This is a genomic window from Patescibacteria group bacterium, assembly GCA_041659765.1.
In the GTDB taxonomy this organism is placed as follows: domain Bacteria; phylum Patescibacteriota; class Patescibacteriia; order UBA9934; family UBA9934; genus JAGORL01.
In genome coordinates, this window is record JBAZXR010000001.1 from 411,187 (window position 1) to 431,732 (window position 20,546).

The 20,546-nt window shown below is 49.8% G+C and carries 24 protein-coding genes; 5 read left to right on the top strand and 19 right to left on the bottom strand.

Annotated features, from left to right (window positions below; all coding sequences use genetic code 11):
- Positions 1–36: 36 nt before the first annotated feature.
- Together WC813_02275 and WC813_02280 are read right to left on the bottom strand one after the other, a co-directional pair.
- Entirely contained in the window at positions 37–474 is a 438-nt protein-coding gene (locus tag WC813_02275) for a CxxC-x17-CxxC domain-containing protein (protein MFA5946828.1), read from the bottom strand.
- Between the two features lie 61 nt (positions 475–535).
- Positions 536–1,774 (bottom strand): NAD(P)/FAD-dependent oxidoreductase, encoded by a 1,239-nt coding sequence (locus WC813_02280; protein MFA5946829.1) that lies wholly within the window; start codon positions 1,772–1,774, stop codon positions 536–538.
- Between the two features lie 133 nt (positions 1,775–1,907).
- Here WC813_02280 and WC813_02285 point away from each other — a divergent pair, with 133 nt between their 5' ends.
- Positions 1,908–2,828 carry a glycosyltransferase gene (locus WC813_02285; protein ID MFA5946830.1) on the top strand — a complete coding sequence of 307 codons (921 nt, stop codon included), beginning with the start codon at positions 1,908–1,910 and terminating at the stop codon, positions 2,826–2,828.
- An 8-nt stretch (positions 2,829–2,836) separates the two neighbouring features.
- Here the strand turns inward: WC813_02285 and WC813_02290 are convergent, their stop codons facing one another.
- From WC813_02290 to WC813_02320, 7 genes are all read right to left on the bottom strand, one after another.
- Entirely contained in the window at positions 2,837–3,544 is a 708-nt protein-coding gene (locus WC813_02290; GenBank protein ID MFA5946831.1) for a hypothetical protein, read from the bottom strand.
- Between the two features lie 16 nt (positions 3,545–3,560).
- A complete protein-coding gene (locus tag WC813_02295) occupies positions 3,561–8,675 on the bottom strand; it encodes a hypothetical protein (GenBank protein ID MFA5946832.1) in 5,115 nt (1,704 codons plus the stop codon).
- Between the two features lie 122 nt (positions 8,676–8,797).
- On the bottom strand, positions 8,798–8,977 hold the full coding sequence (locus tag WC813_02300; GenBank protein MFA5946833.1) for a PLDc N-terminal domain-containing protein: 180 nt from the start codon (positions 8,975–8,977) through the stop codon (positions 8,798–8,800).
- Positions 8,978–9,024: 47 nt separating this feature from the next.
- The gene (locus tag WC813_02305; GenBank protein MFA5946834.1) at positions 9,025–10,083 is read right to left on the bottom strand and encodes a DUF2914 domain-containing protein; all 1,059 of its coding nucleotides are present in this window, start codon (positions 10,081–10,083) and stop codon (positions 9,025–9,027) included.
- A gap of 109 nt (positions 10,084–10,192) precedes the next feature.
- On the bottom strand, positions 10,193–11,983 hold the full coding sequence (locus WC813_02310; GenBank protein MFA5946835.1) for a glycoside hydrolase family 3 protein: 1,791 nt from the start codon (positions 11,981–11,983) through the stop codon (positions 10,193–10,195).
- Between the two features lie 142 nt (positions 11,984–12,125).
- On the bottom strand, positions 12,126–12,701 hold the full coding sequence (gene yihA / locus WC813_02315; protein MFA5946836.1) for a ribosome biogenesis GTP-binding protein YihA/YsxC: 576 nt from the start codon (positions 12,699–12,701) through the stop codon (positions 12,126–12,128).
- Positions 12,702–12,738: 37 nt separating this feature from the next.
- The gene (locus WC813_02320; protein ID MFA5946837.1) at positions 12,739–13,224 is read right to left on the bottom strand and encodes a leucine-rich repeat domain-containing protein; all 486 of its coding nucleotides are present in this window, start codon (positions 13,222–13,224) and stop codon (positions 12,739–12,741) included.
- 99 nt (positions 13,225–13,323) lie between these two features.
- On the opposite strand from WC813_02320, the gene WC813_02325 reads away from it, so the two are divergent.
- Positions 13,324–13,692 carry a hypothetical protein gene (locus WC813_02325; protein MFA5946838.1) on the top strand — a complete coding sequence of 123 codons (369 nt, stop codon included), beginning with the start codon at positions 13,324–13,326 and terminating at the stop codon, positions 13,690–13,692.
- A 116-nt stretch (positions 13,693–13,808) separates the two neighbouring features.
- Here WC813_02325 and WC813_02330 read toward each other — a convergent pair whose 3' ends face one another.
- The 6 genes from WC813_02330 to WC813_02355 form a co-directional block, all read right to left on the bottom strand.
- Positions 13,809–13,958 (bottom strand): lmo0937 family membrane protein, encoded by a 150-nt coding sequence (locus tag WC813_02330; GenBank protein MFA5946839.1) that lies wholly within the window; start codon positions 13,956–13,958, stop codon positions 13,809–13,811.
- A 3-nt stretch (positions 13,959–13,961) separates the two neighbouring features.
- The gene (locus WC813_02335) at positions 13,962–14,288 is read right to left on the bottom strand and encodes a hypothetical protein (GenBank protein MFA5946840.1); all 327 of its coding nucleotides are present in this window, start codon (positions 14,286–14,288) and stop codon (positions 13,962–13,964) included.
- A 3-nt stretch (positions 14,289–14,291) separates the two neighbouring features.
- A complete protein-coding gene (locus tag WC813_02340) occupies positions 14,292–14,540 on the bottom strand; it encodes a GIY-YIG nuclease family protein (GenBank protein MFA5946841.1) in 249 nt (82 codons plus the stop codon).
- 10 nt (positions 14,541–14,550) lie between these two features.
- On the bottom strand, positions 14,551–15,006 hold the full coding sequence (locus WC813_02345; GenBank protein MFA5946842.1) for an SRPBCC domain-containing protein: 456 nt from the start codon (positions 15,004–15,006) through the stop codon (positions 14,551–14,553).
- Positions 15,007–15,015: 9 nt separating this feature from the next.
- Positions 15,016–15,327 carry a hypothetical protein gene (locus tag WC813_02350; protein MFA5946843.1) on the bottom strand — a complete coding sequence of 104 codons (312 nt, stop codon included), beginning with the start codon at positions 15,325–15,327 and terminating at the stop codon, positions 15,016–15,018.
- 74 nt (positions 15,328–15,401) lie between these two features.
- On the bottom strand, positions 15,402–16,193 hold the full coding sequence (locus WC813_02355) for a hypothetical protein (protein ID MFA5946844.1): 792 nt from the start codon (positions 16,191–16,193) through the stop codon (positions 15,402–15,404).
- Positions 16,194–16,321: 128 nt separating this feature from the next.
- Between WC813_02355 and WC813_02360 the strand changes: the two genes are divergently transcribed.
- A complete protein-coding gene (locus WC813_02360; GenBank protein MFA5946845.1) occupies positions 16,322–16,618 on the top strand; it encodes a hypothetical protein in 297 nt (98 codons plus the stop codon).
- A gap of 30 nt (positions 16,619–16,648) precedes the next feature.
- Here the strand turns inward: WC813_02360 and WC813_02365 are convergent, their stop codons facing one another.
- The gene (locus WC813_02365; GenBank protein ID MFA5946846.1) at positions 16,649–17,593 is read right to left on the bottom strand and encodes a hypothetical protein; all 945 of its coding nucleotides are present in this window, start codon (positions 17,591–17,593) and stop codon (positions 16,649–16,651) included.
- Positions 17,594–17,739: 146 nt separating this feature from the next.
- On the opposite strand from WC813_02365, the gene WC813_02370 reads away from it, so the two are divergent.
- Positions 17,740–18,993 carry a peptidase U32 family protein gene (locus tag WC813_02370; GenBank protein MFA5946847.1) on the top strand — a complete coding sequence of 418 codons (1,254 nt, stop codon included), beginning with the start codon at positions 17,740–17,742 and terminating at the stop codon, positions 18,991–18,993.
- Between the two features lies 1 nt (position 18,994).
- Entirely contained in the window at positions 18,995–19,231 is a 237-nt protein-coding gene (locus WC813_02375) for a ferredoxin (protein MFA5946848.1), read from the top strand.
- Positions 19,232–19,285: 54 nt separating this feature from the next.
- Here WC813_02375 and WC813_02380 read toward each other — a convergent pair whose 3' ends face one another.
- The 3 genes from WC813_02380 to WC813_02390 all read right to left on the bottom strand — a co-directional run bounded on the left by WC813_02380 (position 19,286) and on the right by WC813_02390 (position 20,486).
- A complete protein-coding gene (locus tag WC813_02380; protein MFA5946849.1) occupies positions 19,286–19,681 on the bottom strand; it encodes a hypothetical protein in 396 nt (131 codons plus the stop codon).
- Between the two features lie 82 nt (positions 19,682–19,763).
- Positions 19,764–20,159: a cupin domain-containing protein gene (locus tag WC813_02385; GenBank protein ID MFA5946850.1), complete on the bottom strand. Its 396-nt coding sequence runs from the start codon at positions 20,157–20,159 to the stop codon at positions 19,764–19,766.
- Between the two features lie 18 nt (positions 20,160–20,177).
- On the bottom strand, positions 20,178–20,486 hold the full coding sequence (locus WC813_02390) for a YdeI/OmpD-associated family protein (GenBank protein ID MFA5946851.1): 309 nt from the start codon (positions 20,484–20,486) through the stop codon (positions 20,178–20,180).
- Positions 20,487–20,546 lie beyond the last annotated feature (60 nt).

Genomic DNA, 20,546 nt, shown 5'->3' on the forward strand with positions numbered 1-20,546 from the left:
AAAAAACCGTCATTGCTGACGGTTCTCTGCGTTTCATTATTCTTTGGAAACCGTGAGAGCCTTCAAGATTGCTTCAAGCTTGCTGTTCATGATGCGCATTTCTCCAAGTACTTCGGCCAGCTGACGATCATTGCTTGGGCGCTCTGGAGCGCGTTCAGCACGCTCTGGACGATCAAAGCTGCGGTCTGGTCCACGGTCAAAGCTGCGGTCAAATCCACGGTCACCACCGCGGTCATCGCGGAAGGAGCGCTTCTCTGGGTAAGCTGGACGATCATCCTGGTTTTCATCGCGTCTGAAACAGTCGCTACAGAAAACTGGCTTGCGACCATTCGGCTTGAATGGAACTTCGCAGGTCTTGTTACACGCGCTACAGACAGCCTCGTGCATCTCCATGGGGCGTGAATCACTGCCACCATAACTCTTCTTCTTATCCTTCCAACCACCGGCACTCTTGGCCTTAAAGCTATTAAACATAGGGGCTTGCGCTCATTGCTACTCGTTTCTTAAAGTGATTGGCGAATATTAGCGGAAAAAATCATTCTTGGCAAGTGCTGACCCCAACCAGGCGTCCGGCAGCCCAAGAAGCCTGTAAATTGAACCCGCCGGTGTACCCGTCCACGTCCATGATCTCCCCCGCGAAATAGAGGCCCGGGCAGATTTTCGACTCCATGGTATTTGGATCAATTTCGTCTAGGCTGACTCCCCCAGCTGTTACGAACTCGTCGCCAGCTCCTCGCTGGATCACCGAAAGAGGAATTGCCTTCAGCCAAGAAAGCGCCTTATTAATTTCTTTCTTCGAAACCTGATTCGCGCGCTTTGAGGTCGAGATGTCGAGCTCGGCCACGATGATCTCGGCGAGAGACCTCGGGATCAGCAAACTCAACACGTTATCGAATTGTTTGTTGTAATTTTCTGTACAGATCGTTTCGAATCTCACTCGCAGATCGTCGAGCGTCTCGTCCGAGAACAGGTCAATGGTGATCTCTAGTGGATTAGTCGCGTCGTACTTTTCAAATGCAACCAGCGAAGACAACGCAAAGACCGCGGGACCGCTCACGCCTTTATGAGTAAACAAAAATGGTCCGGTAAAATGTGGTTTCTTGTCCCGCTTCGCCATAATCGTCGCCTTCTCGAATGACAGACCCGAAATCTTCGATGGCCAGGTCTCTTTTGTGAAGAACGCGTTCAAGCTCGGCGCGAGCGAAGTGATCGAGTGACCCAAAGACGCGGCGAAGGCGTAACCATCACCCGTCGAACCTGTTTGTCGATACGCCTGTCCGCCCGTGGTCAACACAAGTTTGTCGACAATAACGGGCGCGATCTGGTCTTTGGTATTCACGTAGAACTCGTCACCGCGTTTTTCGACGGACACCACGGACTTCTTCAGCATCACGTGGACCTTCGAGTCAGCAAACATCTGCTCAAACACGCCGACGATGTCATGGCCGTCGTCAGAAACAGGAAAAACTCGAAGGTCGTTCTGCGTCTTGAGTGGAACGCCGTGAGACTCGAACCACTCATACACGGCTTCCGGTGGAAACGCATACATGGCGTGGGTCAAAAACTTCCCCCCGCGCGGGTACTTAGTCAGCACAGTCTTCACGTCGAGGATGCCCGTCGTCACATTGCACCGCCCGCCTCCCGAGATGATCACTTTCTTTCCCAATCCATCGTTGCGATCCAACAGAAAAATCTCCGCCGAGGGGTCAGCCTCGTGGATAGTAGCGGCACACATCATGCCCGCTGCTCCCCCGCCAATAATCGCGACGCGCATACGGCGCAGATGTTAGCAGAAATCTATTGCCAAAACAAATATGAACCAGCCTGCTATACTGAAGTCATGAAGATCGCTACAAATGTACAACGCGATGCCTTTGGCGGGATTACTATTTCTAATCTCGCTCTCTTTGAGCGGAAACATTCGAAAAAAATGGGACGTCCTTATTGAAACAACTAAAAATATCTTGCGAAAAGAAGCACCAGATATTGTCCTTATTAACGGGACGTATTCTGCACCATGGATTCTGGCCCAAGCAGCCCAGGAGCTTGGCATTCCGATGGTTTTGCGTTACGCGGGCGTGCTGCAAAAAGAAGTTGGCAACAAGGGATATTTCGTCCGAAGGCGGTTGCTCACCTACGAACAGTCAATAGTCTCAGCAGCCAATGCCATTATTTTTCCATCAACGTTATGTCGAAAAGTCGTTGAGCACGAAATTGTCCATCGGTCGGTAAAAAAAGGCATCGTCATTCCGAACCCCGTCTCGCATGTTGGGACGGTTCATCAAAAACACTCGCGAAAGGCGCGCTTCACCATGGCGGCGATTGGACGCTGGTCCGCCATCAAAAATTTCCAAGCCTTTCTAGCACTCCATGATGCCCTTCAGGAAGAACAATGGCCGCATCGGGCCATCATGGTGACCTCATTCTGGGATGAACGGTTTGGGATCTCAGAAACCATCGAGCGAAAAGATCCGATGAATCAGGAAGACTTGCAAACATTCTATCAGTCACTTGATCTGCTAGTTGTCCCGTCGCATTTCGAAACGTTCTGTAATGTAGCGGCCGAGGCGTTAGTTCACGGCTGTTCTGTCTTAGTGTCAGAAAATATTGGGATTGCAGACGTACTTCGCAAGGCCGGACTTGATCGAATGGTCATCAAATCATTCGCAGACCCCGCCGTTGTGGTGGCTGCGGTCAAACGCCTGTCAAAAACAAAACTGAGCACTAAAGAACACAAGCTAATTGTAAAACTCCTCGACCCTCAAGAAATTCATGAAGGGATCGTCCGAGTACTTAACCAGGTACTTGAAGGCGACTCGCTCGCGTAACCTCTTTGTTATTTCTTTTCGCTCCAAGGTATCAGTGTGTTTCCAATGTCCAGAACAATTTTGTTCTCTGACTTGGCAATTTCTGGTCCGATAATTTTTCCTCCAGGACCCGCACTAAATAAAACCAGTTGCATTCCCGAGTGGAGAGCAGCTGCAACAGCCTCGTCATTATCTTCCCAACTATTCTTTGGAAAACCGGCAAATCGTACAGGCTTCGAAAATGAATAGTGGGTATTAAAATTATCGACAATCTGTTGGTAATCTCGATGCATAATAAATACGCCATCGCTCGCCTCAATCAGCGTCTGGACCATCTCCTTCGACCAATCATTCACAAAGAAATTATCAAAATAGTACGGACGAGGTTTAAAGAAATTATATAAATAATACTGCGGAAATGAGATACCAGAAATTGATGGTGCAAAATATGTACAGTTATTGCCAGCGATTTCAATCTTTTTCTGCGGGTCGCTGACCGATATCCCCTCCACACCGAGTCTCACATTCCAATTGTCACTTGCTTTGTTAAAAGTGGTAAATGGTTTATTTATATCCGCCTCCAATATTTTTCGTTCGCCATCCCCCATCCGCACCACAGATAGGCTTTCCTTGTTTAGAATCGCACATCCCACAAGTGCATACAGGGATTTTGGGCTCAAGGTCTTGAGACAGATCTCCCTTTCAAGGTCAGTCAATTTTTTAATCGAGAAGATCATAAAAGTTATTGATATTTCAACGAGCCGAAGAGCGCCATCTGTCTAAGCAGGCTAATCCTTCACCAGGCAAAGAATCAGTGTAGCCGTCAATGCCCATTCCGTCACTTGGATACGTCACTGCTTTTCTTGCGGTAAGTGAATTGTAGTCACTCGCAGTAGAAATTTCCTTCCCAAGTGTGTACCCATCAAAATTAACGACGTCAATGATGGTTTTATTCCAATTCTTTCCGTAAAGAGCCGAGGCCAGTTCTTCGCTCACTATCCAACGGAGCACCGAGCCTTTTTCAATCGCGTAGACTTTTGAATCTTCTGGCCGCTTGATCATGAGCACTCCCGGAGCAAAGGACACATCCGCGCCACGCCCAAGTTTACTGAAAAGCTCCTGGTCAACAATCGCAAGATCCCCGTAATCACAATACCAGGTGAAAAAAATGCGTTCTCTTGGAAAAGGATGAGCCAGTCCATCGGCACCGATGTAGTAGACCGCTTGGTTACCCTTGACCTTTAGCAGGGCATGCATCGGAATTCCCAGCTGTTTCAGACCTTCCAAACCTGGCTTGATCCCTTCTCCCGGTACAACATCAAACGATTGCTCTTCAATTGAAATGGTGACCTGTGCATCGTCCTGTACAGGCAAACCTTTTGCTATTCCCGTAACTAGCCCCTTATTCGTGGTCGTTTCTGTAATCATATCCATGCATGAATAAACCCAAATCTCATCCGGATCTAGCTTTCCATCATTATCAACGTCTCCTGATGCGTACGAAACTGGCTCACAATAATCATCGGTCACCTCAACATCTGTTATATGAACCGTGCCGGGGTTAGAAACCTTATAGGTAAAGGTGGCCTGTCCGCCGGTAGAGGGCAGGAACGTGGGGATAGCTGACTTATCCAGAGAGATGCCAATACTTACTCCTAATTCCATAACTGGCACATACAATTCCGCCGTATCTGTTATTTGGCGGCCACTGTGTTCCGCGGTCACGGTCGCGATATTGAACGTACTCTTATCAAGGACCGTAGAGCATGAATATTTCCAAACTTCGGCTAAGCCAAGGGTACCGTCACCGTCTGTATCTCCTCCGCTAAATGTCACCGGCCAACATGTGTCATCAGTCACCCGAATGTTATATAAAACAGTGTTCCCGCTGTTAAATACCTTATAGCCGTATATCACTGGCAGTCCCACAGAAGACAGCGTCGGAGGCACGGTGTCTTTTGTGAGCCGGATAGAGGCAATCTGAACATTCAGGAAACCGGCTTGTTGCGGAGAAGAGACGGAAAAAGGACTGACTGCCAACACATTGCTGTCATTATCAGCTGCGTCGCTGACCGTAATCGTGCAATTGTTATACGAACCGACGGTTAAGGTTGAAAAAGTAATGGTATTGTCACCTGCGGTTGCGTTCACAGTTACGCTCGTACAGCCACCGCCGTACGTAATCACGCCCGCTGAAGTGGAGTTAAATACGTATGACGGCGTAGTATCAATGGTGGGCGTATAAACAGGTGTAACTTCAAAGAGAAAAGGGGCGACGGTATCAATCTCAATATTTTTATTAGCTCCAAGCGAACCCGTAGCTCCAGGAATCGGTAAAGTGAGCAAAGCTGAATTACCGGCCTGATCTTCAATACTTCCACCATCATAGGTGAGTGCCGAAGAGTTCAGGTAGTCAAGGCGAGACGCCGAGTCGCCTGAACTAACGGTGTAATTAAAAGTTAAAATGGAAGAATTAGAACCGCTCACATAGATGGCATGAGCATTGATCGAGCCGGTTTCAAGAGTGATTCTCGGCAAACCGGAAGCAATCACCACCTCATCAAAGGCGACTTGAATTGGAATAACCGCCCCTACACCGTAGATGCCATTGGCTACCGATGAAGTTACATTAATCACCAGCGGGATAGACGTGTTCACTGTAAACGGAGTGACCGCCAAGGCCACGTTTTCGTTACCTGCAGTATCTCTGACTTTAACAGTACAGTTATTGTGAAGGCCGTCTGCTAGGGTATTAAAAGTAATGAGATTTGACCCAGAAACAGCGGAGGTCATACCGCTCGAACAGTCACCACCAAAAATAATCGTACCCGCCTCACTAGAATTGAACGTATAGGCTGGCGTCGGATCATTCGTAAAGGTGTCAACGGGGGTGGTTTCTGACAACGTAGGTGTGATTGAATCAATGAGGAGCGCCGAAGTTGCACTTAATGAACCAATTCCCCCGGGAGATGGCAAAACAAGGTCAGCGTTATTACCCGCTAGATCCATGATTGTCCCACCGCCAAGAGACAACGCTGACACGCTTGCGTAATCAAGATCCGATGCCAGCATATCCGCGCCAACAGTAAAGCGGAAAAGGAGTTCGTGATCACCGGAACCGCTGACGTATGTAGCAACGGCCGCGACCGGCGCAGTGTTTAAGGTCAGTTCGGGCGTGTTGGTCACCACCACCGTCTCGCTCCAATGTACGAGCAAAGTAATTACCGAACCGGCCGCATAGGCGCCATTCGCGGTCACACTAAACACATCATTCACAAACGGCGCCGTAGTATCAGCCGTCGTTGGCACGATAACTAAAGCCTTGTTCGCACCAAGTGATCCTGCAGCGCCTGGCGCTGGCAGCGTCAAAACAGCCGGATCAGCGGCGGCGTCTTTAATTGTGCCTCCATTCAAGGTTAGCGAAGTAGTAGCTAAATAATCTAGGTCTAAACTTGCATTTCCAGTCTGAACGTAATAATCGAAGGTTAGAGTGTCCGTACCATTTCCTGCTTCGTACAGGGCGTACTCATCCGTGTCGCCCGTTTCAAGCTGGAGCCTGGGTCTATTTGTAACATACACCGTTTCGTTGAAGGTAATGGTAATCGGAATCGCGGCGCCTGGTGCATATTCCCCATTGGGGCTAGATGAGGTGACATTCATAACAGACGGCGGGGTGGTATCTACCTCGAACGTAGAAACAACCAGCAAAGCACTCGGATTTCCTGCCGAATCCGTTACCGTAATACGACAATTGTCATGTACGCCGTCGGCCAAGGTGTTAAACGTGACCGTGGTGTTCCCCGCGTTGGCGGATGTATTAGCGCTTGAACAATCGCCCAAATATGAGATGGTGCCAGACTCAGTAGAGAAGAATGTGTAATCCGGCGTCACGTCAAGAGTTTCAACCGGAACCGGCGTCGTTTCCGAGAGCACGGGCGCATCAGTATCGACCGTAAAAGCACTGACCGCCAAGAGGTTGCTCTGGTTAGTCGCCGCGTCTGTTAGTCTAATCGTACAGTTGTTATGCAAACCCTGTCCTAGGGAATTAAAGGTAATGGTATTAGTACCTACCACCGCATCACTAGTTGAACTTGCACAATCACCTGTATAAGCGATTGTGCCTACTTCGTCCGAACTAAATGAATAATCAGGGGTGATGTCTGAAGTAGCTGTGGGCACCGGAGTCACTTCCGCGATAGTCGGCGCCGTCACATCAATAGTGAAGGCGGAGACAGCTAAAATCGCGCTAATGTTACCAGCCGTATCAGTAACTCGAATCGTGCAATTAGTGTGCGAACCGGCTCCGAGCGTATTAAACGAAATAGCGTTAGACCCGGCCACCGCGGTTGTAATGCTGCTCGAACAGTCTCCACCGTAGGCAATAGAACCAGCCTCGTTTGAAGTAAACGTATAAGCTGGCGTAGTGTCATTAGTTGGGCTAGATACCGGAACACTTTCTGTTAGAGTCGGCACCGCAGTATCTATCACCTGACTGGCAGCGTTCAGGAGGGCTCCGTCAGTTGGTCCGTCGTTAGTTGAGGCTACAAACACGCCAACATCGCCGTTTTGGCTGACTACCAAGTCCCCGCCAGCGTCTGAGTACACCGGTAGCAAAAAGGTTAAAAGAGAATTGTTGGTTGGCGTACCGGCAATGTCCGTTGTCACGTAAAGCCGCAAGCCTCCAGCTGGAATTGTGTCCGTCAGCGAGCCGAGGCGCCATTCTTGATTATTGGTCGAGTTAACCGTCATGGTGCCGAGAACTACATCCTGAGCGTTCTGGAAACCGGCTGTAGTTCCATTCTCCTTCCACACTTTTACGGCAGCAATATCCGTGGCGTTAACTGCTCCGCCGTTATTTCTGACGCCCAAGCCCCGCAATTGATCCGCCTGAATATCAAGTACACTATTTGGCGCAGCGCCGCCAGCCGTACCCTGATCCACCACGATACTCCGGGTTGAATCTATCGGCGACGAACCCGTGTACCCGCAACCCTGCGTACCTGCTCCAGCCCCATCACAGTCAGCGGCAAAGTTCACCAACGCGTTCCCAGCCACCAGACCGGCCAACGAATACACGTTATCGTCAGCAGTTGAAGAATAGGTTAGTTCGCCCGCAAAGTTTTCAATAAAAATATCTTCACCGTTATCATAAGCAGCATCACCGTCACCACCCATGGCCACGGAAGTAGCGAAAGCCCAAGCATTGGTGACTTCAGTAGCGGCGGCTGTAGCAGAAGTACCTAAAATGTAAGTGCCGTTGTCACTCCCGGCGTTGCCACAGTTACCGTCCGTATCAATCCTAACAGCCGTTGGAGCCGTCAGACTGTTCGTGCAAACAGCCCGCCCTCCCTGAGCGATGTTATTGCCCATGGCCACCAGAGCCCCGCCAATATCAATTGAGGCGCTGACCGTGCCAATGCCGGTCGTAGTAGAACCATCGCCGTCCACTAGCGTATCAGCGGCGGAGGTGTAGACACTGTCCGCATCGAGATCACGCACAACCTGTTCGGTTCCCTGGAACCCGCCCGTACCATCCTCTTTATAACCAACACCGTTCACCGAGCCAAGGGCTGTAAAAATAGACAAAACGTTCCCTTGAAAGAACGTAGCCGAGCCAGCCTTCTTTACAATATCCGCGGTGTACGCCGTTCCGTTCCACGCGTCAGGTATCCCAACATCGAGCACCAAAATATTCGTCGCGTTGGCCTTGGCTCTGGCCGCCGGGGCGCCGTTATTTGTGTAATGCGTCAGCAGTGCTGCGACCGCTATTTCCGTTCTGTGAAGTCTTGAGCTTAGAACGAGCGCGATCGTCGAACCGCCAATCAACGTCACAGCCAGAAGCATTACTGCACGGGTCTGTTTATGCATAAACATTTAGTAGATTACGCTGAGTATAGCAGTTTTTGCACTACAAAAAAACATACCCCCCTTTGGGAGGGTATGTAAAAAACTGCTTGGCTACCCCAAGTAGAACCATGGAAGTATGCGTCTTACTTTCCGCGCCCTAGGAAGTAATAGATCAGCAGACCGACAAGCGGGAAAAGCAGAATGAGCAAGGTCCAAAGTAACTTTGTAACCATGTCCTTTGAACTCTTGAAGATTTCGATGATCACGACAATGTCGAGGATCAAAATGATCAAACCAATCAACCCACCGAAGCGAAAGTCCATAGAAATAGATAATGGATACTGAATACAAAGAGTATACGCTATTCCCGTTACGGTGCGGATACCGTAAACGGAACACGACCCAACACCTGCCCTCGCTCTGTTTCAATACTCACCCGCCATCTGCCCGGAGCGAGATTCGACTTATACGTATAGCCCCGGTAGCCAGCGCTTCTCCCTCCTACCATGGGAAATGACAGCCGGCTTTGTGTGACCCATTTTCGCTCATCTGCATCATAGAATTGCCACTCATGGTAGATCACCGTGCTCAAATTCGTAGGGGCAAAGATGGCCGTGTAGGCATACACTCTGCCGGCTGAACCTGCCCTAATTTTCTGACCAGGTATAAGACTGGCGAGCAATGATTCTGGTTGTCCAACGAGCTCGTACCCACCGTTCCGAACCACAATGTCTTCATACATTCCCGCATCTCTGATAGAAAGCGGTATGGGAGGAATAATATTCAAAAAGTAGAGCGCGTTCATGCTGATGAAGACGGCCGCTACAGCAAAAAGAATTTGTGTGCGCTGCTTCCGAATGTGGGGAGTAAAGTATGCGAGCACAAGGGTAAACAAGACTACAAAGAGCACGCCCGTAACTCCTGCGGATACAAACGTCCAGGCGCTCAGTGAAGTGAAGACAAACGGAAACAACAGCGTAAAATAGGAGAAGACAATAAACGCGTAGACGCCCACCTGGACTTTTGGCAAGAGATAAAAGTGCCGGAAGACTTCGTTTGAAGCCATGAGAAGCACAATGAGGATCATGATCGGCCAGCTCGCAGAAACAGACCCGCTGAACCAGTAGAAAAGCAACGAGGAGCTTAACAGCGAACCAAAACTGATCTGCAAAAGAAACGGCATCCCTGCACGAAGATATTTCAAGATGATGTTTTGAGGCACCGTCTGCCTTCCGTCATAGATGTTGCTATACATGATGGCAAAACCGGAAAACAAGGCGTGGGCGCCAAGGAGAAGAAATGTGCTATTTATCTGGAGGGCGCGGAAGGTAACAATGTCAACCAAGAAACCGAACAAGAGCAGGCTCGGGATCAGCACCCGTTCATACTTCTCGTAAAAAGCGCGCAATTGTTTATCGAGTCTGGCCATGCACCGTTAGTTGGTTCGCGATACCTCCTTGCCGACACTATATGCCGGGAGGAAACCTTCGGGAAGGTCACGCACCGGCTAGTCGCACTGTAGCACTAAATTAATTAGATTAATCAAGCGGTTTGCAAACAGGTGAGTTGGCCACTAACAAGGTAGTGGTCAGTCCGTAACCATAAGCCCAGCTCGCTTTGAGCTTGGTGGCGCGCGTCATTGGCAGATCACTCATGCTTGATGGCCAAGTGAAGGGGAGCTTTCCAGTGAATGGTTCATCGCCGAACAAGACATCGGCTAAACCCTGGCCCTCTGTGCCGGGCAGCCAAGCCATGACCAATGAATCCCAGTTCCCTACCTGATCAGCGATGATCATTGGTCTGCCGCCGAGTAAAATAACCACTACTTTATCGGCTTTTTCTTTTACTCGAAGGATAATATCTAGATCGTGCTGGTCGAGATGTAGGTCTGCGCGATCCCCCACTCCCTCCGCGTATGGTTTCTCGCCAACAACTACAATCGCCACCGAAGCATGAGCCTTAAAATATCCGTCAGCGGAAAAGTCCACGACCGTGCTAGGCGAAACGGTGGCTCTGACAGCTTCAAGGATGGTGGTACCGGGCGTGATCTCGCCCAGACCACCCTGCCAGGTCATGGTCCAACCACCAGATTGCATACCAATGTCATCCGCCCCCGCCCCGGCCACCAGAATGAGCGGAGTAGTCTTAGGCAGCGGCAAGAGGTTATCCTCATTCTTAAGGAGTACAGCCGACTGCGATACTGCCTGACGAGCCAGTTCGCGGTGAGCGAGCGAGCCAATAGCACCTACGTCAGGTAGGACGTACTCGTCACTGTCAAAGTAACCCTTCTCAAACTTTACCCGGAGAATTCTACTGACCGCGTCATCAACTCTCGACTCGGCCACTTCTTTGCTGTCCACGGCTAACGTAAGTTCGTGAATAAAAACTTCCGGCTCTTTCGACAGCATCACCATGTCCAAACCGGCGTTCACCGAGCGGACAATATTCGCGTGGTAATCCGGTCCCAAGCTTTTCAACCCATCCCAATCGGAAACTACAAAACCCGTAAAACCCAGCTCGGTCTTCAATATGTCTGTCAGGAGGTGCTGGTCAATGTGAATCTTTGTTAACCGCCAAGAATTAAGTGACACCATGACGGTTTTAGCCCCAGCCTGAAGAGCCGCCTTAAAAGGTGGCAAATAGACTTTTTTAAGTTCTGTCTCAGAAATCTCCGAACCTCCCTGGTCAATCGCATATTGCTCGTGCCCAGAAGTTCCCCACACGGCTGCCCCAGCACTCACGTAATGCTTAGCCGTAGCAAGTACGCCCTCAGCTTGCAAACCCTTTATATAAGCGGCACCGAGCTGGCCTACCAGTTCAGTATTCTCAGAGAAACCCTCATATGTTCTTCCCCAGCGATAATCCTGCGGAACCTCCAGCGCCGGTGCAAAATCCCAAAAAATACCGGTAGCGGCTAATTCCTGAGCGGTGGCCGCGCCAATTCTTTCTACCAGTTCTGGGTTACGCGTGGCACCGAGTCCGATATTATGCGGAAAAATAGTTGCGCCGTAGACATTGCCATGGCCATGCACGGCGTCAATGCCGTACAACAACGGAATATGCCAACGCGACGTGACCCGCGAAGATTCGTAGCTCTCTACCATGGTCCGCCACGCGTCGGACGTGTTGACCGTCGGGACAGCCCCGCCGCCTGATAAAACTGCCCCCAGCTGAAGCTGGCTAACCTGTTCCGGTGATACAGAGCGAATATCAGCCATGGTCATCTGGCCAATCTTCTCCGTAAGCGACATCCGTCCGACTAAATCCTGAACACGTTTTTCCACGGACAGCGCCTGATCTTCATAAGGCAAGCTTGCTGATTGTGGCATAACTGGTTGATTAACAAAATCATCGGCCGCCCAAAGTGGTGGGGCCAGCAATAACACGATGAAAAAGATAATTAGCGGCTTAATCCAGATCATCAAGTCAATGTAGCTGACTCACCTGGAATGTCAACTAATTTTTTGCGTATTATTTTACTTTTACTGCCCGTTCAACCTCCTGCCAAATTTCATTTCTATTCTTGGCCGAATCGACAGAATGTTCGATAACCTTTACGCCAGGATATTTTTCGGCGAGCGCGTCGTGCAGCTTAGTCACTTCGAGCCTCTTCAACTGATCCATCTTATTCGCAATGAGCACAAACGGAATCTTATTTGCTTGCAGCCAGCCGAGCATTTCTGCGTCAAGCGCACTCAAAGGAATTCTCGCATCGATAATTAAAAGAACGAGCTTTAAGTGCGGTGACTCCTTTAAATAGTCCAGGATCATGTCCGCAAAGGCTTCACGCTGTTGGAGCGATTTTCGAGCATACCCGTAGCCCGGCAGATCGACAAGGAAGAACTTCTCGTTAATCTCGTACATGTTAATCGTCTGCGTTCTGCCCGGTTGCGAAGACACGCGTGCGAGGTTCTTTCTGCTCGTCAGATGGTTAATCATGGAGGACTTCCCCACATTCGACCTTCCCACCATGGCCACATGCGGCTTCTTCTCCTTTGGTAGTCCATCGAGTGAAACAGCGCTTGAGTGATAGGTGGCGGAGATCATATTTTGTCTAAAGTGTAGCCCAAAAGACAAAATTGAACTACTCAATGATCGTAGTGTTCGTCAGTTTTAGTCGAATTCCGGCGAGGTCTGGCTGGGATACATCATTACCTCGGAGATCAAGAAGACGGAGATTACTTAACTGACCGAGCTCGTTGGGCAGGCCAGTCAGCTGATTATTAGACAGGTCAAGTGCTTCCAGTTTTGACAGCTGACCAATTTCCGACGGCACACCGGTCATCTGATTCCTACTAGCATTCAGCAAGCGCAGATTTTTCAGCTGACCGATTTGTGACGGCAAAGCACCGGTCAACGAGTTGTTAGAAAGGTTGAGTTCGGTCAGATCTCCCCGATCAAAGATATTGCCTGGAACAGCCGTTAGCCCGGTCCCACTTAAATCCATCTTGGTCGATAACATTCCAGATTCGGCAAAGTTATTAACTTTAGAAGCCAACTCATTACTAGCGCACCCAGCCCCAAGCAAGACAACTCCCATAACCAAGCTAAGTGCAAAAGGCAGCTTCATAGAACTTCACGCTACCACGAATATTCGATTGTGACGATCGATTGACAAAACCACTCTCAACCGCTATGCTTTTATGTTCCTTGGAGGTACACCGTGAGTTTGCAACGATTCATCATTCACTTCCCCGAGCCGAACGACGGCAAGGGTCCGGACACACTGGAATACATTTCGGTCGATTCCGAGTCCGATGTCAGTGCGGAGACCGTGCTCAATATGCTCTCGGGTCTCCATCTCGGCTGGTCAGATCCCGCGGTACGTGTGGTCAAAGAAACAAAGGAGATGGTGCCGACGCTCGAAGAGTTCGTCACCGCCCGCCTGGAACACATCATCAAGAGGCTGGACCGTACTCCTGAGGGATTCGTCAAGGAGTCAAAGGGACACCGCACAACCCGGCTCAGAGAGAAGCGCGACGCCGAGGCTCTGCTCAAGCACAAACTCGTTGAGATCAAGCGTCTGACCGGCAAGTGACCCCTCCGTCAATACCCCGTTGATTGTCCGCCCACCGGCACGATCAGCGGGTGATTTTTTTCCAGTAAAAAAAGAGCAAAATATCTTCGCTCTTTTCTCTTATTGATTCGCCTAACCTACACCGGGCTTTGACCCTTAATTAGTCTAATGAGAACCACGATCACCGCAATCACGAGGAGAATGTGAATGAATCCACCGAGCGTGTTTGCGCTGACAACACCCAGTAGCCAGAGAATGATGAGGATAACGGCGATGGTCCACAACATAGGTTAGGCTTTATGGTCGGCTTTATATTCTGCCTCCATCTCGTGCCACTTGGCTTGGAGCGTGTGCACGAGTGAGTTTCTGGCGTCAATGACGAGCGCCTTGTCCTTGGCGTATTCGTCTACTACCTTTTCCACCAACTCATTGTACTTATCCTGCGTCACGTCCTCGAGCTCATGAAGCGCCTTGGTCAGATGCTTAGCAATGGACTTCAAATCTTTTTGTAAATCTTCACTGAGGTCTTTACCCTCTTTAGTCATGGCAAAACCAATCGCTGCGCCCGCGGTCAAAATACCGCCCAAGATGAGTCCTTTCTTAAAAATATTTTTCATATCTTAAACTCTACCACACATTTTCTCCTTTTCTTTCTTTGTCAATCTCTTCACCTCCGCTTCTCGAACCCTCGCCGCAGTCGCGGATTTCATCTTCTTCGAATACGCCAACACTACAGGCCCAAACGCCCGTGTGTACTTCGCGCCCTTACCGGCGTTGTGAACCAAAACACGAGCAGCCACGTCTGTGGTGATGCCCGTGTAAAGGCTGCCGTTCTTGCAGCGGACGATGTAGAGGAACCACGCAGGAATATGGTGTGCGTTATGACCGTTCGACAATTTCCTTCAGCTTTGCCAATGCCTTTGGCCAAGTGTCATTGAACATTTCTGCAAGTTCCGAAGCACCTTCAAGATCGACGGCGACTTCCGTGCCGCTATCAACGGTAGTGAATGTGTAGTTTTCAAATGCGTTTGCCCACTTCTTTACCTCATCGCTCGTCGTATCTTCCACACCATTTTTATACAGCCCATAGTGGTGCAGAGAAATAAACTCATACGGTTTGTTCTCTACAACTTCCGCCACCATTCCGCCTTCTACGCCGTCTCTTGGATCAGGGCCAAGGAAGAGCATCTTGGATCCCTTGCTCCAGTCACCCTTGAAATACGATCCCGCGTTAAAGGCTGCGGTCCACTCTCGATAGCTCTGGTCTTCAAGCATGGTGCTCCATACTTTTTCTTTTGGAGCGTTGATAACAACGGTGTAGTGCAATTTTTCCATAAAATATATTTAAAGTTTCGCCATTGATACTGCGAATTCTTCGTCCGTAGCCTGTTCTCCGTCAAGCTCGGCAAAATGATGTGCTTGCCAGTACGGAAGTTCACTCATGTTCTTTCTCGTCAAACGTTCTGCGAGTGATCGATCTCCCCCGGCAACCGCGTCCAAGAAGAACAACACGCCGCCTTCGAATATCTCTTCGGCCGGCTTGATCTGACCCTCGACCGAATCAAACTTACACACCGGCCCATCCGGTGATTCGAATCCCATATCGCCCGCATGTGCTCCCTCCAGTGGCATTCCGCACGTGATACATGATTTCATATGGGGATAGATTACCATCTGCGCCTAACCTCGACAATACAAAAATCCCAGCGTTGCAGCTGGGATTTTGATTCTTAGTAGCTCGTCTCGCACTTGGCGAAATCGAGATCGCTAGTAGAATAGGTATCGTGTTCCCAGTTCTTCAGCACGGCTACGAGCTTTGAGACATCGTTTGATGTACACGTTCGCGTCACCTCAACGGAACCCGCGATCATTGATTCGACATATCGTTGCATCATTTCTACTGCTGCGGCTCTCGCGATCTCCTGAGGAGTCTTCCCTGCGGCCACCTGCGCTTCATATGCACCGCGCTCTTCAGGCGTCAGGGTATTCAGTTCTTCTTCTGTCAAAGGAAGTGCGCCGGCAATTTGCTCCTGAACGGCGTTAGGAACAACCCCGCTCGCAACGAGTTTATCAAACCAGTCCGCGCCGAAAACAACTTTCATACCAGTCGTCTCTGTAGCGAACGTATACGACTTTCCGTCGCTCGACATACGGAAATCCATCGTCGACGCATGCCACATGCTGACGCCAGGCATGAGCTGTCTGAGGCCTTCTCCCCAAAAGTGCGCATTTTTCTTTGCAGAAACTGCATTATAGAAACACGGAACATTGTGGTCGCAATTCACCACATTGGGAACAGCGATCGGAGTAAGGAGGGGCACGGCTTTTTCCGGTTCGATTGCCGTCTCTTCTTTTTCAACTTCCGTTGCCTCCACCGGAGCTTCAGCTTCGACAGACACCTCAGCGACAGGCATCGAGACTTCAGTTTGAGCTTCAGAACGAGGCTGCAGAGCAAAGGCCACCCCTCCCCCAATCAGGGAAAGCCCCAAAACCGCAAGCAGGATAGACAGTTTAGTATTCATATATGGAACCTATATTAGCGGAAAAATGAGGAAAAGTCAAGGAAAAACCGAAGGCGAAAACATTGACTTTCCTTGAAAATCTCGTTACAGTGCCCCGTTACGCATTTCCCGTTACCAGGAGTGACAAAATGGCCACGACCATCAAGAAACTCAAGCCCAAGGGCGGGTTCGAAATCAATGACAAGCGGTTCAAGATCCCGGTCCACGTCACGTCCACCTGCCCGCACTGCGGCAAAAGCGTGAAGAAGAAACTGGATGAAACCGATGGGGAGAGCTACCTCAGCTTCCCGAAGATAGGAGTGCCGATCGATCTCAACTTCTGGCATTACTTCGAGGGCAACAAGCACGCCGAGGCCGACGACCACGAGTGGACCGTCAGGGTCATCCTGGATTTCACGCTCACACTCACACCGGAACAGAAGTGACTTATTGGACCGCTCGCAAGGGCGGTTTTTTTATTGGTACTGAATAAACGACGGCTGGGGTGTGAGTTTGAGAATCTCGGCCGGGGTCATCAGGCGGGAGCCGGCGTAGCGGGTGTCATTGCGATAAAATAACTTGAAGCCGGTAAATTGGACTGGATAGAGATGAATAAACGCATGGTACGTTGCCCGCTTCGCAGCCGGATAGCCCCAGCCGTCCATATCCATAACAAATTGTACTTCGGGTAGTGGTGTGATCTTATCCGAGTTTGTCACCATGGCTTTTGTGTAGCGATGAACGACGAGGACCTTAGGCGGGAGATTATTTTCTTTGACGAGTCCGGCCAAGTAGTCGGCAATAGCGTTGAGTTCTACAGCGTCGACGGTTCCTACGCGCGTGCCTGGCCGGCTGCCGGATTTCTTCATGGCAAATTCTGGATCAATCGCCAGGTGCACGTTCGGCAAAGACAAGTATGGTTCGAGTTCTTTCACTTCGGTCATGACCTCAGACAACCCCGCTTGCACTTCAAGAATGACGATGCCGTCAACTTGATCAGCCATGGTAATTGCCTTTTGGATTTGCGAATCTGGCATGCGCCAGCGATATTTTCCGTCGGCACCAGGAGCTCGTTGCGCAGTGACGGCGATGTAGTCGATTGCTGGAACAACGGGCGTCGTTGGATCCGCTGTCTTCCAGGCTTCGACCTCGATCTTCAAACGTCTGATCACTTCGTCAGTCGAATACTGACCAAGCACGCCCATCCCTTTTGAATAAAAATTGCCGTAGTACGCCACAATGCGATTGAATGGCAAGAGCGCATCAACATTCGGATACACCGCCTTGGCCGGCCACAACCCCGGCTCCTCGTCCTCTTTCAAATGTGCGAGCTCTCGAAGCTTCAAATTATACGCGGCCGTTCCTTCGGCGGTTAGCTCAGCCCCAACAACGCGTTCCGGTAATAAAAAAGACCAGATCATTACCAACGTAAACGCTGATACAAAAATCGCCCCGGACGCTTGTAGAACCCCTCTCTTCAGCATAGCCAAACGAGTATAACAAAATTTAAGCCTCAATGATGAAATAGTAGCTTTTGTTAAATATTGAGAGTACGCTTTCGCCTATTATGATTTTCACCAAACACATCAAACTCCTGGCCCCAGCCGGCAGCTACGAATCTTTACAGGCAGCTATTAAAGCCGGTGCGCACGCTGTTTACTTCGGCGTTACGCAGCTGAATATGCGGGCGGTGGCGGCAGCTAACTTTGATCTGAATGATTTAGCGGAAATCGCCCGTATTTGTCATGAAGCCGGCATCGAGGCCCATCTGACAATGAATACTATTCTTTATGAGCACGATCAAGTCCTCATGAAGAAAATCCTCGACGCGGCCAAAGCCAGCAACGTCGACGCCATCATCGCTAATGATATCTCGGCCATACTATATGCCAGAAGCATTGGCTTGAATGTTCATATTTCAACCATGCAATCCATTTCAAATTATGATTCGGTAAAATACTTTGCGCAGTTTGCGGATGTGATCGTGCTCGCTCGCGAAGTCACCATCCCAATGATGAAACGCATTCACGAGCAGATTGTCGAAAATGATTTGCGAGGCCCCAAAGGTGAAATCATCCAGCTTGAAGTCTTTGCCCACGGCGCGCTCTGTATTGCGGTCAGCGGACAGTGTTTTATGTCCCTTTATAATGACAACTCCAGCGCCTGCCGCGGGGCCTGCCGCCAAGAATGCCGACGCGAATATCAGATAATCGACAAAGAATCGGGTCACGAAATGACTTTGAGAAACAATTACGTCATGAGTCCAACCGACTTGTGTACTATTGATATCCTGGATCAATTGGTCGATGCCGGAGTCACAGTTTTGAAATTCGAGGGCCGGGGTCGTCCGCCAGAATATGTAGACACGGTCATATCAACCTACAAAGAAGCCTTACAAGCTGTCGAGGACGGAACATACGCCAAAGAAAAGTTCCCCGGCTGGCTCGCCAAGCTAGGCGAGGTCTACAACCGCAAATTCAGCACTGGCTATTATCTCGGTAGACAAGGCGGCTTCTGGACAGAGACCAGCAGCAATCAAGCCACCGAAGAACGCGTATTCGTGGGTAAAATTACAAAATATTTTGCTCAGCCTAAAGTAGCTGAGGTGATTCTTGAGGCAAGCGACTTAAAAATCGGAGAAAAAATAATCATCACCGGCAAAACTACCGGCCTAGTTCGCGCCACCGTTACGGAAATGCGCGATGAACAAACACAGCCAATTGAAACTGCCCACAAACAAATCATCACCCTACCGATTGACTCAATCGTCCGCACGAATGACAAACTCTACAAACTCATTCCACGAGCTGATTTTGTTTAGTATGAAATTCTTCACCATTACCCATGAGCGGGCCGACTGCATAGGCTGCGGCTCATGCGAATATGAAGCACCTCAAACCTGGGAGCTTGATCCAACCAATGGCCTATCAAGACTTAAAGGAGGAACAGAGAAGGGCAAATACACTACCGTTGAAATAGACGAAATGGATCTGGCCGCCAATCAACGAGCCTGCGATAGCTGTCCGATGAGAATTATCTCCATCCAAGAAAAAAAGTAGCTACAAAAAACCCCAGCAAATCCGCTGGGGTTTTTTGGTTCAATCCGCGATCACTTAGTAAGTGGACAATGAAACGTTGATGGTGGTTTCGCCACCTACAGAGAAAATGCTGATGGGCATGGACTGATTGCCCTTCTCCCAAACTGCCGCGACGCTCTTCTCTTTTCGTTCTGCAGTGTTCTTCCAACCGGCTGCCGTTAACTGTTCTGAGTACCAGGCATACACCACTTCCTTACTGTCCGAGGTAGTCATGTCTAATGAATCAGCTGAAGCGTCATCAACCTTACCGTTCGCGTATACCGGAATCGCCTTTGGAAAATCCGCTGGCAAAGAGATACCCTTATCAGCTACCGCTGAACTTCCCGACGTTGATGTGGAAGCACCTCCCGCGCAACCTGCGCCCAAAAGCACCATAGCCAAGGCTGGAGCAAGCAAAGCGAACTTTTTCATAGCAAGCGAATAATAGTCAGACTTCACCTAGAGTAGCGAAACCGGTCTGAAGATGCAAAACAAAAGTCCCCACCTCACTCTTCTATGCTTCAGTGGTCTTTCCATCGAAATGCTCCGTGTCCGCTTCTGCCTCGGCTTTGGTCTTATGAATGACGCCGTCACGATGATGCGGTGGCATGTAGAGCGTATAGAGTTTCATGGCATCAGAGCCGCTATTGATAATATTGTGTCTGGCTCCGGCGGGAACAATAATTACGCTCCCGTCAGTAATGTCATGTGCAACGCCGTCCAAGACCGCTTTGCCGGCCCCCTTCTCCACCCGCAAAAACTGATCAACATCATGCACCTCTTCGCCAATTTCTTCTGCTGGCAAAAGCGACATGAGGACGAGCTGGCTGTTCTTATCCGTGTACAACACTTTTCTAAAGTTATCATTCTCGAGCGACAACCTTTCAATATTTGCTACGTATCCTTGCATAGATATCCGTTTACTATTTTATCTTTTAGATCGTTTATCAAGCACCCACTTCACCGATGGACTGACTGCCTTATCCGTACGGTGAGGGCAGCCAATCCAGCAGCACGGTCGTCGCTTCCCCTCTTTCAGTTCGGTCACCGTTCTTTTGACGTGATCTTTTCTTGTCTCTTCCTGTTTGACAAAGGTCACCCAACAAATCCATTCGTTGCGCGCAAGGGGCGTAATATCTTCCCAAGCCGCTAGCGCCTTTTTGTCAGCCATGAGCGCCTTCCCGAGATCGGGCGGCATCAGATGAACCGTACCAACAGGTAGTGTGTCTTTTTTCATAGGCTTCCATGCGCCTCACCTCCCGCTACGACTCGATTACATCACGCTTAATACGGTAAC